Source organism: Trueperella sp. LYQ141, assembly GCF_046599555.1.
Lineage (GTDB): Bacteria > Actinomycetota > Actinomycetes > Actinomycetales > Actinomycetaceae > Trueperella.
This window is the reverse complement of sequence record NZ_JBKIWQ010000004.1, coordinates 115,666-131,807: the sequence shown is the minus strand read 5'-3', so window position 1 is coordinate 131,807 and position 16,142 is coordinate 115,666. Positions and strand designations below refer to the sequence as shown.

Here is a 16,142-nt window from a genome sequence, read left to right as displayed (position 1 = left end):
TCGCTAGCTTATCGGGCAGTCATTCGCGATTGAGGGACCAGTCATATTGCGGTAGTTGTGCACGCAATTCGTGGTGTGTGCCGCGCGCGAGGATACCTACGCCCTTTCCCGTTTCGCCAAGCATAATTACCTCATCGGCTTCATCAAGTGGGGTGAGGCGATGCGTGACGACGATAATGCCATGACCATCGCGCGATGTGCGCAGCAGATCGCGGATGAGCTGATCTGCAGTATGCGTATCGAGGTGCTCGCCAGGTTCATCTAACAACATGAAGGTAGACTGACCAGCTAAAGCGCGGGCGAGCAGGAGGCGACGCCGCTCTCCGCCAGAGATTGAGGTGGCATCGGAGCCGAGCATGGTTTCGACCCCATTGGGCAGTTGCTCTAGCCACGAACCTAATCCAGCGCGTTCTAGAAGATGCCGGGCAGTATCGGAATCAATATCTGCGCGGGCTACCCGTAGATTTTCCAGGACGGAGGTTTCAAAGACGTGGGCGTCCTCTGCGGTAAGGGTAATCTCGTGGGAGATCTCGCGACGATCGACGCTGGCAGGCGCTCGCCCATTCAAGGTCAATAGCCCGCTATGCGGCGGAATCATTCCAGCTAAGGTGTATAGGAGTGTTGATTTTCCGATACCCGAGGCTCCGACGATGGCGATACTATGCCCTGGACGTAACTCAAGATTAATTGGTCCGGCAATATCTGGGCCGTCAGGCCAGCCGATGACGAGATCACGGGCTATAAGAGCTGCCCCGTCAGCAGCGGAAAATTCAACGTTGCCACAGGCATTATTGGTAGTAGTGGAGTTAGAGCGGCCAACCTCAGGCAGCGGTGTTGGCTGTGCCAACATGGCGGATACACCGGAGGAATCGGCGGAGGCATCACACTCTGATTCTTGCTTTGTATCGCCCGAGTGATCTGCTGTGTTATGACGTGCAGAAGAGGAACGGTGGGTTACCTGTGAGCCTCGTGCGTTGTATTGTGCGCTGTCGAGGAGGCTAATAATGCGTTCTGCTGCGCTCGCCGAGCGCACAAGCTGGGTGGCTGCGCCAATCATACGTTGAGTCGCCTCAAATGCCGCCAAAGGTGTCAGGACGCAGACTACTAGGTTAATCCCGCTGAGATCCCCAGAAGCGACCTGGCGGGTGCCGATGAACAATGCGCCAAGCACGGCTAAAGCGAGCGCTAATAGGTCAATTGCCTTGGCCCAAGCGGCTGCGCGGGCACTGCGGTCGCGGCTAGCATGGAGACGATTTTCCACATCGTGACGTGCTGCGTCTATCGCTTCCATTTGCCCACTGACCTGGAGCTCGGCAGCGGATTCCAACATTGTCAGGGATAGGGCATTCAGATCTGCCCGATAGCGAATGTGCGAGCGCTGTTCCATGCGTGCGGCCTGCATGGCGATATACGGGGAGACGATTCCTGATAGCACCATACAGAGCAAGAGAACGATTGCGATGGGGATACTGAGGAAAGCGATCACTCCCACCGCAAGGGTGGAAATAATGGTGGCAACAGTAGCTGGTAGTAGCGATTTGACGATGAATTCACCGACATCATCGACGTCGGATCCGGTACGAGCGAGAAGATCGCCGCGTTTGATAGCGGTAACAGCATCCGTCGGGGCGTGCGCCAAGATATCGTACAGGCGAGTGCGCAGGTTACTCATGCCGTACAGGGCTACCCAATGTGAGGCAATCCGTTCAAGATAGCGGAAGAGCGCCTTGCCAATGCCGAAGGCGCGTACTGCGGTAGCAGCAACTGACAGGGTGAGTACCGGCGGAAGTTGGGCGGCCCGAGCAATGAGCCAGGCAGAGGTTGCCCCCAGGGCCAAGCCTGAGCCGACCGCACCGGCGCCAGCAAGGACTGCCCACAGAAATTTCTTTTTATCGAAATTCAGCAATCGGATTGCCCGAACGAGGGCATGGCGTTCGTTGGAGGTCAGGACACTCATGCGTTCTCCTTCGGGGATACATCGGGCTTTCTTAGTCCACTGGAATCTGCCTGTGCCCATTGCTGCGGAATAGCGTAGTCAGCGCGCTGGGAGACGATATTTTCGACGATATGGCGTGCCTGGTTGCGGGCCTGTTGGTTGCGAATCTCGTCGTTAATATCGCGGTGATCGCTATGGATGGCGATCACGTGATCGGCAAGCTGTGTAATGGCCTGACGGTGAGCAATGACGATAACTGTTCGGCCAGAGGCTTTCATCTGGCGAACGACTTCAGAAATATACGTTTCACTTATCGCATCAAGATGCGCCGAAGGTTCATCGAGAATGACGATCTGGGATGTAGAAAGGAGGGCACGAGTCAGCGCAAGCCGTTGGCGTTGACCAACAGATAATCCGGTTCCGCGATGCCCAATTGGAGTGTGCCACCCCTGGGGAAGGCGGGAAATAACGCTATCTAGTCCGGTTTGCTGAGCTGCGGCCGTCAACTCGGGAGTGATTTCTTTTGCCTCTGGGCAGACGTTATCGAGTACGGTTCCGGGCATGATCGCCGGACGCTGTGGGACCCAGGTGATATGACTCCACCATTGGCGTCGATCTATCTCGCGTAGGGGAGTATCTCCAATAAGAATCTCGCCCTCCGTCGGCTCAAGAAGTCCGAGGATAACGTGAACGGTTGTGGATTTTCCGGAGCCGGATGGGCCGGAAAGTACGTTAATGCGTTGCGGAAGAATATCAGCATCGAGTTGAGCTGGGGCGACGGTTGCGCGCCCTGGAGCATGTACGCTGAGGTTGCGAATTCTCAGCGGAGTTGTGCGCAGATCAGGTACGGGAAGCGTACCGTGATGTTCGATAACGGTGGTTTGAAGAATTGTGAAGGCTTTTCCAGCTGCGGCGATCCCGTTTGACGAGGCGTGAAATTGCGATCCGACCTCACGCAATGGTTTGAAGATCTCGGGGGTGAGCATGATAACGACGAGCCCGGTGTACAGGAGAACCGATCCGCCGACCATGCGGAAACCGATATTAACAGCAACAAGTGCGGTAGATAGTGTGGCTAAGAATTCGAGAACAGCGCCCGAAAGGAATGCGACGTAGAGGGTCTGCATCGTCTTGCGGGCGAATTGTGTGCCGAGGTTGGCGACGCGTTGTTCCGGCCCGTGCTCTCGCCCGAGGCCTTTCAGGGTACTTAATCCAGCGAGAAGGTCGAGAAGTTGAGCCGAGAGTTGCTGCATGGTTGATAGCCGCTCTGCGGAGTATTTTGCTGTCATCTGCCCAATGAGGATCATGAAAACTGGGACGAGGGGGATACAGGCAATCACAAAGCAGCCAGCGATCCAGTCGAAATAAAACAGGGTAAGGATTAAGGCTGGCATGGCTGTGACGCAGAGAAAAAGCTGCGGTAGGAATTGAACAAAGTACGCTTCGAGATCATCTAATCCGCGAGTAGCTAGAGTTACAGTATGCGTTGTGTTTCCAGAAAGCCAGCGATCCCCGAGGCGTGCGCTGTGGTGAAGAACTTGCGTGCGTAGATCTGTGATAACTTTCAGCGCGGCGCGGTGCCCGTAGGCTTCTTGAATGTAGGTCAAGGCAAAACGCAGGGCGAATATACCGGCTAAACCGAGTACACAGCGAGTGATATGCGAGATGGTTGCCGTTGCGTAGAAAACTGTGGCACAGGCATGCGCGATCAAAATGATTTGTGCGGCTATGAGGATTGTGTTGAGTACGCCAAGAATGACGAGGAAAGCGAGGTACATGCGTGTCGCTCGCGCGTAGCGCAGCAATCGAGGATCAAAAGGTTTCATACGTCTCCCTTGTGGAATATCCACATTCTATAAAGGAGCAGGGGAGAAAGCGATAAGGGAGCGCAGGCTTAGCCTGCGCTCCCTTAATTCTGTATTGCAGATACTAGGCGGCCGCGAATTCGCGGATTCGCTTAGGATCAAGACCCGATGGACGGTCTGACATGTTCTCCGCGCTCAAACGCGAGGAGAATGCCAGATACGACCAGATCATGTACACCGCGACGATTGGCACGAAGATAATTGCCGCAATGAGCATGACGGTGTGAGTTGGCGCTGTTGCTGACGCCTGGATAAGCGTCAGGTTGTATGCGCTATTAATAGAGGACTTCAGAGCATTAGCACCGAAGGTCGAGAAGATGAACACCACGGCCATTGCGAGTGCTCCGAAAGAGCAGAAGAATGCAGCGATGTCTTTCTCTTTCAGGGTCATCAAGCAGGTGGTGATTAGCGCGCCAGCGGTGAGGAGCAGAGCAATCCAGCCCCACATAGCGTCTGAGTAAGCGAGCTGTGCCCACAGTGCCCACACTGCGGTGACGCCAGTGGCGGCCACGGTAATCTTCTTAGCCAAGGCCAGCGCACGGGTGCGGAAATCGCCTTTCGTCTTGATCGTTAGCCACAGGGCACCGTGGCTGAGGAACAAGAGTAATACGACGACGCCAGCGAGAATCGTGAACGGGGTGAAGAGAGAGAAGAATCCACCCGTCATGTAATGCTTGGCACCGTGTGCCACGGCGGTTTCCACTGTGCTGGGGTCAACAGCCTGGAAGTCACCAGCGCCGTAGGTGGCATACGAACCAACTTCGATCTTCATGCCCTGGACGAGGTTACCGAAGGCAACACCCCAGACGACGGAAGCCAAGGCAGCGGAGATGAAATGCAGATTATCCCAGACGGCACGCCAGCGATCAGAGTTGATCTTGCCACGCCATTCCAGTGCAGAAATACGCAGGATGAGCAGCACTAAGACCAAAACCAACGCGGTGTACATGCCAGAGAACATGGTGGCGTACCAGGCGGGGAAAGCGGCGAAAGTAGCGCCGCCAGCGGTTAGGAGGAATACTTCGTTTCCATCCCAGTGCGGGCCAATGGTGTTGAGCAACAGACGGCGCTCTTTTTCATTGCGGGGAAGTACCTTGAGCAAGATACCGGCACCAAATCCGAACCCTTCTAGGGTCAGATAGCCGATCCACAGCACAATGATGAGGACGAACCAGATTAATTGTAAGAATGACAGTTCCACGTCGTCCTCCTTAGTATGCGAAGCTCAGTTTGACGTCATCGTCAACAACCTTGGAGTGCTTCTGCTCAAGCAAGAGTGGCTGAGCAGGGTTGATGCCCTCCTTGGAGTAGCGAACGATGAGCTTGAAGAACACGAGGCCGAGTACGGCGTAGAGCAAGGTGAAGATAATCATGGAGATGAATACTTCCACCGAGTGAACGTTGTCGGAAACGCCTTGCTCGGTCAGGAGGCGAACCGCTCCAGGTGCTTTGGCATCGGTAAAGTTTGGATAAACGATCCAGGGCTGGCGACCCATTTCTGCCAAAATCCAGCCGAAAGTGGAGGCCAGGTAGGGAAGCGGAATCGTCCAGACAAACAAGGATGCAATCTTCTTCTCAGTGATGAGCCTATCGCCTCGCAATAGCGCCAGCCCGAGGAAGGCCAAGGCAATGGAAACGAATCCCAGCCCCATCATGACTCGGAACGAGTAGAACGCAATAAATGGATTGGGCAGGTAGTTCGGATTATCTTCAGATGGCATGAGCTTTTCGAAGGTATCCTGAATCTCCTTAGCGCCAATCAACTTTGAGTCCGGACCAGAGAAGTGGTCTGTCACCATGAAGGATTCCAAACCAGGGATCGGCAGTTTCACGACGGAATCCTCGGTCAGTTCGGTACCGAGCATAACGAGGCCGAGATTCTGCGATTCGCCTGACTCGGCGATGCCCATGGCGGCAATCATCTTCGTTGGCTGAATCTCGTACATGTGCTGGCCCATGAAGTGCCCAGATAGGACGGCGAGAATACCGGCTCCGGCGAGTACCTTCAAACCGAAACGAGCGGCAGGCTTCCAGAATTCGCGAGCTTCCACTTCGTTGCCGGCTTTGACGCAACGAACGATCCACCAGATTGCGACACCGGAGATTAAGGTGCCGGCTACCATCAGTGAGGCAGCAATGGTGTGTAGCAAGGTGTAGAGCGTCGTGGGGGAGAAGACGACTTTGAGGAAGCCGCCCATCCCGTCAAGTTCGGCGCGACCTGTCTCGGGGTTGAATACTGCACCATTCGGATTTTGCATGAACGAGTTGGCGGCAAGAATAAATAGTGCTGAGATATTGGTACCCAACGCGGCCAGCCAGATCGAAATAGTGTGAGCCTTGGGGGAAATGCGGCCACGACCGAAGATCCACACGCCGAGGAATACAGATTCCATGAAGAAGGCGAGTAGGGCTTCGAATGCAAGTGGTGCGCCGAAAATATCACCGACGAATAACGAGTAGTTAGACCAGGTCATACCGAACTGGAATTCCTGGACGATGCCGGTGGCGACGCCAAGTGCGAAGTTAATCAGGAATAATTTTCCGAAGAACTCGGACATACGCAGCCACTTGGTTTCTCCGCTGCGCAGCCACTTGGTCTGCATGATTGCCACGAGTGGCGAAAGTCCGATTGTGAGCGGTACCAGCAAGAAGTGGTAGACCGTTGTAATTGCGAACTGCCACCGTGAAAGGTCTAAGACATCCATCAGAGTTACCTTTCCGAGTGTGTAGTGAAGCGAGCGTGGTCGCTTGTGTTCGGCATAGCCGAGAGGATCTTGTGCGGATCGGACGGTGTGCCCAACGGCGATGCGCACAAGATATGGTCATCAGATACAGGCAATCTTAACTCACACATGAAAGCGGATGCGTCTCGAAAGGATGCGTCGAACGTCCTAGATTTAGTAACAGTGCACACAATTTTGGCAGAATCGAAAGTAGATAGGTCATAGGTCCTGATTTTGTTTTATGGTTGCGCTATTGATATTCCATGTCGCCGGAGATACCGCGCTGCGAGGAAAGGGTATAGAATGAGGAACTGGAATATGCGAGTGAGCATCGACTCGTGGGCTACGCCCGCAGCGCTGAACGATTCTTCCAGCTAGGCGAGCCGCATCTCATAAGAAGCTTCCGTAACGCGAGTTACGACGAACGCACGGCGAAAGGTTTTGATGCATACCAGCGCCGGCAAGGGGATACCCATGGCAGATTATGCCGAAAATACCGCCGAAAAGGCAGCAATGCGCAGTGCGCCAGTCACGGCACTGCTGTTCCAAGAGCCAGATATGACGCGGGCGATCCGCTCGCGGCGTAAGCATCGGGATGAGGAGAGCGCTGACTCTGCTCATCCCCTGAGTGCGCAAACGCCATTGACTGCTAAGGCTGTGAAAGACGTGGAAGAAGATGGCGGTCCTCGTCGCCGTTCCCGTCGGTCCCGCTCTGAGGGGTCAGGAGAAGTCCAGCCAATAACGGCTAGCTCCGCAGATGAGTCAACTGAGCGCCGGTCAAAGCGAGTAACAGCAAAAAAGAAAAGTGCTGATAATGAGGAAGCTGGAGCTGAGCTTTCTACTTCCGTTACCTCGGGGGTACGCAAACGTTCTCGCACGGCTCGCGCCTCGCGTGTAGCTGATACAGAAGCGATGGAGTCGGCGGAACGTTCCGCAGTCGATAGCGATGAGAACACAGAACGCTCTACGTCAGAAGAAAGCACCGAAAGTGGCTTGGCAACGGCCACGATTCGCCGTCGGCGCCGTCGGCGCTCCGCAGAAGAATCTGAGGATGACGGAGTAGCGGCGCCAAAAGGGTCAACGCGTTTAGAAGCGAAGAAACGTCGCCGCAAGGAAGGTCGAAAGGCGGGGCGGCGTCGGCAAACAATTTCTGAGTCAGAGTATCTTGCTCGCCGAGAAGCCGTCGATCGAACGATGCTGGTTCGTGAACAAAACGGTCTGAACCAGATTGCCGTTTTAGAAGATGGTGTATTGGTTGAACATTATGTAGCTCGGCATACGCAGACCTCTATGGTCGGTAACGTCTACCTGGGGCGGGTGCAAAACGTCTTGCCGTCAATGGAGGCGGCGTTCGTTGACATCGGAAAAGGGCGCAATGCAGTGCTGTATTCCGGCGAGGTTGACTGGGATGCAGTGGGTATGGCCAATAAGGCTCGCAAGATTGAGGACGCCTTGAAATCTGGCGATACGGTCCTCGTCCAGGTCACGAAAGATCCGATTGGGCATAAGGGTGCGCGTCTCACGGGGCAAGTCACCCTCCCGGGGCGTCATCTCGTCTTGGTGCCAGGTGGATCGATGACGGGAATTTCGCGCAAACTCCCAGAAAAGGAACGCGCCCGCCTAAAGACGATTTTGAAGAAGATTGTTCCCAGTGAGCATGGCGTTATCGTGCGAACTGCAGCAGAAGGAGCGACGGAAGAGCAACTCCAGGGCGACGTCGATCGGCTTATGAAAGCCTGGGCAGATATCCAGGCGAAGTCCAAATCCTCAAAGAACGCACCGTCGTTACTCAAGGGTGAACCTGAGCTGGCAGTGCGCGTCGTGCGAGATATTTTCAATGAAGATTTCACATCTCTCGTCATTTCCGGAGATGAAGCATGGGAGACGATCTCTGAGTACGTCAGGGAGCTATCGCCTGAGCTAAGTGAACGGTTGACCCAGTGGCAAGGCAATGAGGACATTTTCGCCCGACATCGAGTTGATGAGCAGTTGGCGAAGGCCTTTGACCGCAAAGTCTTTTTGCCCTCAGGTGGTTCGCTCATTATCGAGCGCACTGAGGCGATGACGGTTATTGACGTCAACACGGGAAAGTTCACCGGCTCAGGGGGAACCCTGGAAGAGACGGTAACGCGCAATAACTTGGAAGCGGCAGAGGAAATCGTGCGGCAGTTGCGGTTGCGCGATATTGGCGGAATCATCGTCATTGATTTTATTGACATGGTTCTGGAACAGAATCGCGACCTAGTTTTACGGCGGCTTATCGAATGTTTGGGTCGGGATCGTACACGCCACCAAGTTGCCGAGGTGACCTCACTCGGGCTGGTGCAAATGACCCGTAAACGAGTGGGGCAGGGGCTTGTTGAGGCCTTTTCCACGACCTGTGAAGCCTGTGACGGGCGCGGATACATCACGCATGAAAATCCAGTAGAGCGTGCCGAAACTGAGGGGCACTCGCCGCGGGTGACGTCGCGTCGCAAGAATACGCCAGTGGTAGAGGAAAAGCCTGATCCTAAGCATGACGAAGTTCGGGCAGCTCTGGCCAATATCGCGGCGGCTGCTTCGCAAAAGCATGAACAAACTAGCGATAATGGTGCGGCTCATGCAGCGGAAACTGCGGGAGAGGCGAATGATGGCGCGCAGGTAACCGAACACAGTGCAGCGAGTCAAGCGGAGGAAAAACCGCGTCGGGGTCGGCGCAGTGCGAATACGACGGCAAAAACCGGGCGAAAAAAGGAATCCACGGCTGCGGGAGCTGGAAAGAAAAAGGCGGCAGCTAGCCGTTCTGCTAACGGAGATGGAGATTCCGGATCTGCCAGTGACGCAGAGCATGGAGCACAGCGAGAGTTAGCAGAAAAAGCGGCAGCGCCAACAGTAAATCAGGGAAAGTACGCGCAGCCGGTAGTGGGTTCTTCGGAGGGAACAGCAGAAAACACATCGCGTTCTCGTCGTTCACGCTCAGGTGCAGATCGGGAAAAATCCGCTGGGCGTAGCGGCGAAAAGAAACGGACTCGCACGCGCCGAGTATCCACCGATACTCAAGCAGGAGAATCGACGCAGGAAACTGTGCGCGCTACTGGGATACAAGATAACGACGACGATACCTCGCGCGGTAATGAACCCTCAGGTATTGCGGTCGAGCCCTCGGATAAGCCGGCTACCGCTTCGCGCACGACGCGATCGTCACGGCGGCGGGTAACCTCCTCGGGAACGATTACGCCAGCGTCGTCGGGTTCGTCGGCGATTATGTCCTTTCCGGTGACGCAGTAGGCTGCTGCATTGGCTGACTGCTAGATGGCGCGGCCGTCATCTGGCAAGAGTCATCTGACAGCGGCTATCCACTTAAGGGGAGTAAACCTTTTAAGGCGGCATGCGCAGAGAAGAGAGCTGTACGCTCAATAAAAGCGCATGGTAAGAGCCGGATCTAGTGCGCGCACGCAGGGATAAGAGGTAAGCCTTCGGTTTATCGCTCTGTCTTGGTTGCGGCGCCTATATGCGGCGAGTAGCAGCCGCGCAGATACCTGTGAAGCGGGAGGAATAGGAGCGAAACCCGAGTAGTAACTCTGGTCCTCTTTATAGGTGCAGGTAGTTCTGAGCAACGCTACCTCAGCGGGAATGTGGCGATAGCTGCGCGAATAACCGACACGCGGATGGTTAAGTGTGGTGATAATCGCGGTTCGCTAACTTGTCCATTCTCATTTGCCTCAGTAGAATCGTGACTTGGCGCTTTGGCAGTGATGTTTCTTGATGACGCTGCCGGAAGCGATCAGAATTCAAGGCACTTTCGGGTGCATCCGAATCGACAGAGATGAGCTAAACGTGGTTTACGCGATTGTGAAAGTGGGCGGCCGCCAAGAAAAGGTGTCCGTCGGTTCCATAGTGGTTGTGAACAAGATGGAAGGCGAATCTGGAGACAAGGTCGAGCTAGAGCCCATCATGCTCGTCGATGGCGAGAAGGTAACCACGTCTGCCGATGGAATCTCTGCTAAGGTCACCGCGGAAATCGTGCGTGACGAAAAGGGGCCGAAGATCTCCATCGTCAAGTACAAGAACAAGACTGGTTATCGTAAGCGCCAGGGTCACCGTCAGAAGTTGACCCGCCTGCAGATCACGGGCATCGAGTAATCTCCTCGGCGTATCGCATAAGTCTTTAACGGAAAAGAGGGTCTACAGATGGCACACAAGAAGGGCGCGAGCTCCAGTAACAACGGTCGCGATTCTAACGCCAAGCGTCTTGGCGTTAAGCGCTTCGCGGGTCAGGCTGTCAATGCGGGCGAAATCCTCGTGCGTCAGCGTGGCACCAAGTACCACCCGGGCGATAACGTCGGTCGTGGCAAGGACGATACCTTGTTCGCGTTGGAATCCGGTACGGTTGACTTCGGAGTTAAGCGCAACCGCAAAGTCGTGAGTGTTGTGGCAACCGCCTAAACGCAAACACACGAGGGGTGGAGGGCATTGCTCTTCGCCCCTTATTTTTTATGGTGTTATCTGAGTGATACCACCGGACGCGGCAGGTATCGGCAACGATTGCGGATAATCGCGAGATCGGAAGGAACAGACATGGCCCATTTCATTGACCGTGTGACCTTGCACATTAGTGCAGGTAAAGGGGGAAATGGCTGCACGTCGGTACGTCGAGAAAAATTTAAGCCACTTGGCGGGCCCGATGGGGCAAATGGTGGTCATGGTGGCGATGTTATTTTGCGGGTTGATGGGCAAGAATCGACCCTTTTATCGCTACATCACGCTCCGCATCTGAAAGCACAAAACGGTAAACCCGGTGAAGGCGATATGCGCCACGGCAAACGCGGAGAGGATTTAATCGTCAGCGTCCCCTCAGGAACTGTGGTCAAGGATGAAGACGGCAATATTATCGCCGATCTGGTTGGCGAGGGGGCAGAATTTATCGCGGCACAAGGCGGCTATGGCGGATTGGGAAATGCTGCCCTCGCCTCGCCAAAACGCCGTGCTCCAGGGTTTGCACTACTCGGCGAGCCAGGAGAAGAACGCCAAATCACCTTGGAGCTGAAATCTGTAGCAGATGTTGCCTTGGTGGGTTTCCCGTCGGCCGGAAAATCCTCATTAATTGCGGCAATGTCGGCAGCTCGCCCGAAAATTGCTGACTACCCTTTCACCACTCTCGTTCCCAACTTGGGGGTTGTTGACGCTGGTGGAATGCGGTTTACGATGGCTGACGTCCCCGGTTTGATTCCGGGAGCGTCCCAGGGGAAAGGGCTCGGCCACGAGTTTTTGCGGCATATCGAACGCTGTTCCGTCATTGCGCATGTCGTTGATTGCGCGACGTTGGAGCCACGGCGAGATCCGGTCACAGATTTAGACGTTATTGAATCAGAACTAGCGGCCTATGCTGATACTATCCCGCCGATGGAGGATCGGGTCGCATTGATGGATCGACCGCGCTGTATCATCCTCAATAAGGTAGATGTTCCGGAAGCTCGAGAACTCGCAGAATTCGTTATTGATGAGTTGCGCGATCGCAATATCCCGATTTTTATTGTTTCAGCAGTGGCCCGTGAAGGTCTGCGGGAATTAAGTTTCGCCTTGGCTCGGCTCGTTGAGCAGACACGCCAACACGAGGTCCTGGCTCCGGCGCGTCCTATTATCCGTCCGGTTAGCCAAGACGATACGGGATTCACTGTCACCCCCCGCCGTCAGGGAACAAAGACGATTTACCAGGTACGTGGCACGAAGCCGGAGCGTTGGATGAATCAGACGGACTTTTCCAATGACGAAGCTGTCGGCTATTTAGCAGATCGCCTACATACTTTGGGGGTTGAGAAAGAACTCATGGCGTGTGGAGCGAATGCCGGAGATACTGTGGTGATCGGTTCCCTGGAAGACGGAGTTGTTTTTGATTGGGAGCCAACGATTTCTACCGGTGCGGAATTGCTTGCCCCACGCGGGACGGATCCTCGTTTGGCTCAGTCGCATCGAGCGAGCCGACGGGAACGTAAAGCTGCTTTCCATGAACGAATGGATGCCAAAGAGGCTGCTCGCCAGGAGCTACGAGACGATCGTGCGGAGGGCTTGTGGACAGATCCTGCCGTGCGTGATGATGAACGGTAGAATCGCCTCGTGAAACCCCTATTATCGAATCGCTACTTACTCGGTACTGCACCGCGTCTGGTCATTAAAATCGGATCGTCGTCCTTAACGTCTGCCGACGGCTCATTGGCGATGGATCGTCTGCGTGAATTGGTTGATACGGTTGGGCAAGCACGTAGAAGAGGGCAGGAAGTTGTCTTGGTGTCTTCTGGATCCATTGCGGCTGGTCTGGCTCCGCTAGGATTTCGTCGTAGACCGCGTGATGTGCGTGACCAGCAGGCAGCGGCTATGGTGGGGCAGTCGCGATTAATGCGTGCTTACGCGGAAGAATTCTCTCGCTTTGATATTCGTGTTGGTCAGGTGCTATTGACTCCTGATGACGTCGTCAATCGGCGGCATTACGCGAATGCCCAGGCTGCTTTGAAACGTCTGTTACATCTTGGCGTCGTGCCAATTATTAATGAAAATGACGCGGTTGTTACCGACGAGTTACGTTTTGGAGATAATGATCGGCTGGCGGCATTGGTGGCTCATATCGTCGATGCCACGGCGTTGATTCTCCTCACTGATGTTGATGGCTTATACACTGGCCCGCCGAGTATGCCAGGGGCAAAACTGATCTCCGAAGTAACCGATATTGACGATCTGGTTGGGGTACAAATTACCGGCAAAGGCTCCGATGTTGGCACGGGCGGGATGGCAACCAAAGTGGATGCGGCGCGGATTGCAACTTCCGGCGGTGTTGCTACTTTGGTGGCTTCGGCTGACGATCTGCCAGCGGCACTGTCGGGGCAAACGATTGGTACCTGGTTCGTCCCGCGCTCTAAACGGTTAGCAGCTCGCGCCTTGTGGATGCGCAATGCGGCTATGGCGCGCGGAACGATTACTGTTGATTCCGGTGCTGCTCGGGCTTTGCGTGGCGGTGGGGCGTCTCTATTGGCAGTGGGAATTACTGCATGTCATGGATCTTTTGCTGCTGGTGACGTGGTATCCATTGTTGATCCGGCGGGGCATGAGGTTGCCCGTGGTTTGACTGCTTTTTCCACGGGGGAAGTGGAGCGCTTTGTTGCCGATGGTGCGGCACCTCGTCCGATCGTTCATGTAGACGATTTAGTTTTTCCTGCTCGGTGATTTTCTATCTCGCATAAATGCAGCGAGCTGTGATGGTATGGGGTACATGCTGCATATAGGAGAGAATTTCGAGCATCGGCGGCTTGATCGTATGAACAATATCGGCATATTTATAACATTGAATAACATTGGTGCGCCCCGCCGAGTATGGAATGGCTATTGTAGCTAGGTTTCGCCATTCCATCGCTGCGATGCCTTAGTGCTAGATTGCGGGTTAATTAAGAAAATACCTGCTGATGGTGGGCAGGAGTGGCGAGAATGAGCCGGTAGATTGCGGCTAGTTAGCGGGGGAAGATTCCGTATCTGCTACCTCCTGGCCTGGTGTAGAAGGAAAATGTAGCCGGCAGGTGGGGGGAGTAATGGAGGAAATAGAGTCCTTAGCAGCGGGCATTGTCGCACACTATCAAGACTTTACGTAATCAATATCACATGTCGGCATGATTGTGGGCCAAACCGTGATATTTCGCGGGTTAACTACAACTTTTATATTCGGCTTAAGCCTTTAGCTGGAGTCGTTTCTGGATAAAAGCACGTGTTTGTGTTGAACGCCATCAGCGTAATTCGGTACTTTCGAAACCGTAGGTAATGTGTAAGCGCGAGCGAAGCGTTGTTTTCTCGCCGATGTTACCGATAACTTTTCACATGACAGTGTGCGTCGGAGACGAAAGGAATGACTGATGTTTAATCGACTCGCTCTACTTCAGGATCGTCATTTCGTAGTTGTCCGTGCGCAGCGTCCAACGTTCATCCATTCCTGGCGAATGTGCCAGTAGCACTAGCAAATACTGATATTCCGATTCATAACTGACGGTAGCACTTCGCAGTATTTCGCCAGCATACTCACTGACAGGTCAATGACGCCGACGTATGTTTTCCGCGGCACAAGAGATGGACGTAAAACACATGACGATCGAATTATCTTCCCACAGCGCTGATAGCGGATCTGATCCCTACGATTCGCCGGAACCTTCGGGCGATAATGCCCAGACTGTGCGCACAGAGCAGCCGGCAACAATCTGGCTTGGCATTGATCTGTCAGCTCTCGGGGCAGCCGATTCAGAATATCTCGAATCATTAGAGCTCCCGCCAGAACGGGTGAACTTTCCCCGTCTGGTTTCCTCCGTCAAAGCTGCACAGCGCGGGGGGATGGATTTCATTACTCTTGATTCGCAATTTCTTTCTGCTTCTGAAACAACTCGTCGTGATACCACCTATGATGCGGTAAAAGTTGCTGCCAAATTGGCAGATATTTCTGAAGGTGGCATATTTGCGGGGGCTGTCGATAATCCTAACGTGGTCAATACCAGCGTGGATCTTTTAGCCAACCAAAATGGCGGATGGGCAGGATTAACGTTTGGTTTGCACACTAATTCGGATTTTGCAGGATTGACGAAAGCGGCCGCTGGCGCACGCGCTGCTGGAATGCGGATCTGCGTCATTATTACTAATCCGGTGATTCCGCCAGAGCGAGCACATATTATCGCTTCCATTGCCGATATCGTCCGGTTACAAGTGGCAGATCCACATGCTGCCCGTGAGGCCCGATTCGCTATTCAAGCGGCTGGCCGCGAGCTAGGCAGGCAAGTAATCGTGCTTGCTGAGATGGGTATTGTCATCTCCAGTTCGTTAGCTACTGCTCAAGAACGAGCTGCTTTAATCAGTGATATGACGGGCGAAGAGCTGTTTGCTGGTATTGCCTCAGTGGTGGGAACAGTGTATTCCGTTGCGGATACCATCGAATCATGGGTCGGTATGGGAGCGGCCGATGGCTTCGTCTTTATTCCGGCTTCACTACCGACGGATCTTGCTTCTATCCTGCGGGGAGTTATCCCGTTGATTCACGCCAGATCAACTCCGGTAGCAGAGTCATAGAAAACCGAGACGCTATAAAGAAAGCTGCAGAATATAACTGCAGAAAGAATTGCTACAAAGAAGGATCGCTACAAAGAAGAGTAGCTGCAAAGCTAGAATAGCCTCGCTGCCAAGGAAGCTGGCAACGAGGCTATCTGTACGTATCTCGCGTAACTCTACTCGGTTTCCTCTGCTGCCGGTTCAGAGCCAGCCTCGGCAATTTTTGCCCGAACCTCATCCATATCCACAGCCTGAGCTTGCGAGATGAGATCTTCTAGCGCGGCAGCCGGAATCGCTCCTGAATTAGCAAATAGGCGGATCCCGTCGCGGAAAATCATCACCGTGGGGATAGACATGATCTGGAAGGTCTGCGCCAATTCGCGCTGCGCTTCAGTATCAACCTTGCCGAAGGTGATGTCTGGATATTTCTCAGATACTGCTTCAAAGGTCGGACCGAACTGGCGGCATGGACCGCACCACGAAGCCCAAAAGTCGAGAATAACCGTTCCGTTTTGCACATAGTCATTAAAGTTTTCGCTAGTAATTTCCACCGTTGCCATGGTTATATCCTTT

General features: G+C 54.1%; 11 protein-coding genes. 6 read left to right on the top strand and 5 right to left on the bottom strand.

Going from position 1 to position 16,142, the window contains the following annotated elements; genetic code table 11:
* Window positions 1-19 precede the first annotated feature (19 nt).
* The 4 genes from ACLHIJ_RS04240 to ACLHIJ_RS04225 all read right to left on the bottom strand — a co-directional run bounded on the left by ACLHIJ_RS04240 (window position 20) and on the right by ACLHIJ_RS04225 (window position 6,506).
* A complete protein-coding gene (locus tag ACLHIJ_RS04240) occupies window positions 20-1,957 on the bottom strand; it encodes an amino acid ABC transporter ATP-binding/permease protein (protein WP_411298527.1) in 1,938 nt (645 codons plus the stop codon).
* On the bottom strand, window positions 1,954-3,762 hold the full coding sequence (gene cydD / locus ACLHIJ_RS04235) for a thiol reductant ABC exporter subunit CydD (protein ID WP_411298526.1): 1,809 nt from the start codon (window positions 3,760-3,762) through the stop codon (window positions 1,954-1,956). Before cydD ends, ACLHIJ_RS04240 begins: the two co-directional genes overlap by 4 nt.
* Window positions 3,763-3,865: 103 nt before the next feature.
* Window positions 3,866-5,002, bottom strand: coding sequence for a cytochrome d ubiquinol oxidase subunit II (gene cydB / locus ACLHIJ_RS04230; protein ID WP_411298525.1), 1,137 nt, complete (start codon window positions 5,000-5,002; stop codon window positions 3,866-3,868).
* Between the two features lie 10 nt (window positions 5,003-5,012).
* Window positions 5,013-6,506, bottom strand: a complete 1,494-nt coding sequence (locus ACLHIJ_RS04225; protein WP_411297478.1) for a cytochrome ubiquinol oxidase subunit I — start codon at window positions 6,504-6,506, stop codon at window positions 5,013-5,015.
* A 492-nt stretch (window positions 6,507-6,998) separates the two neighbouring features.
* Between ACLHIJ_RS04225 and ACLHIJ_RS04220 the strand changes: the two genes are divergently transcribed.
* The 6 genes from ACLHIJ_RS04220 to ACLHIJ_RS04195 all read left to right on the top strand — a co-directional run bounded on the left by ACLHIJ_RS04220 (window position 6,999) and on the right by ACLHIJ_RS04195 (window position 15,590).
* On the top strand, window positions 6,999-9,791 hold the full coding sequence (locus tag ACLHIJ_RS04220) for an Rne/Rng family ribonuclease (RefSeq protein WP_411298524.1): 2,793 nt from the start codon (window positions 6,999-7,001) through the stop codon (window positions 9,789-9,791).
* 549 nt (window positions 9,792-10,340) lie between these two features.
* On the top strand, window positions 10,341-10,646 hold the full coding sequence (gene rplU / locus ACLHIJ_RS04215) for a 50S ribosomal protein L21 (protein ID WP_411297494.1): 306 nt from the start codon (window positions 10,341-10,343) through the stop codon (window positions 10,644-10,646).
* A 48-nt stretch (window positions 10,647-10,694) separates the two neighbouring features.
* The gene (gene rpmA, locus ACLHIJ_RS04210; RefSeq protein ID WP_411297476.1) at window positions 10,695-10,949 is read left to right on the top strand and encodes a 50S ribosomal protein L27; all 255 of its coding nucleotides are present in this window, start codon (window positions 10,695-10,697) and stop codon (window positions 10,947-10,949) included.
* Window positions 10,950-11,081: 132 nt separating this feature from the next.
* On the top strand, window positions 11,082-12,608 hold the full coding sequence (gene obgE, locus ACLHIJ_RS04205) for a GTPase ObgE (RefSeq protein WP_411297475.1): 1,527 nt from the start codon (window positions 11,082-11,084) through the stop codon (window positions 12,606-12,608).
* A 9-nt stretch (window positions 12,609-12,617) separates the two neighbouring features.
* Complete coding sequence (gene proB, locus ACLHIJ_RS04200; protein ID WP_411297474.1) at window positions 12,618-13,718, top strand: glutamate 5-kinase; 1,101 nt, start codon at window positions 12,618-12,620, stop codon at window positions 13,716-13,718.
* A 903-nt stretch (window positions 13,719-14,621) separates the two neighbouring features.
* A complete protein-coding gene (locus ACLHIJ_RS04195; RefSeq protein WP_411297473.1) occupies window positions 14,622-15,590 on the top strand; it encodes a hypothetical protein in 969 nt (322 codons plus the stop codon).
* Between the two features lie 155 nt (window positions 15,591-15,745).
* Here the strand turns inward: ACLHIJ_RS04195 and trxA are convergent, their stop codons facing one another.
* Complete coding sequence (gene trxA, locus ACLHIJ_RS04190; RefSeq protein WP_411297472.1) at window positions 15,746-16,129, bottom strand: thioredoxin; 384 nt, start codon at window positions 16,127-16,129, stop codon at window positions 15,746-15,748.
* Between the last annotated feature and the right edge of the window lie 13 nt (window positions 16,130-16,142).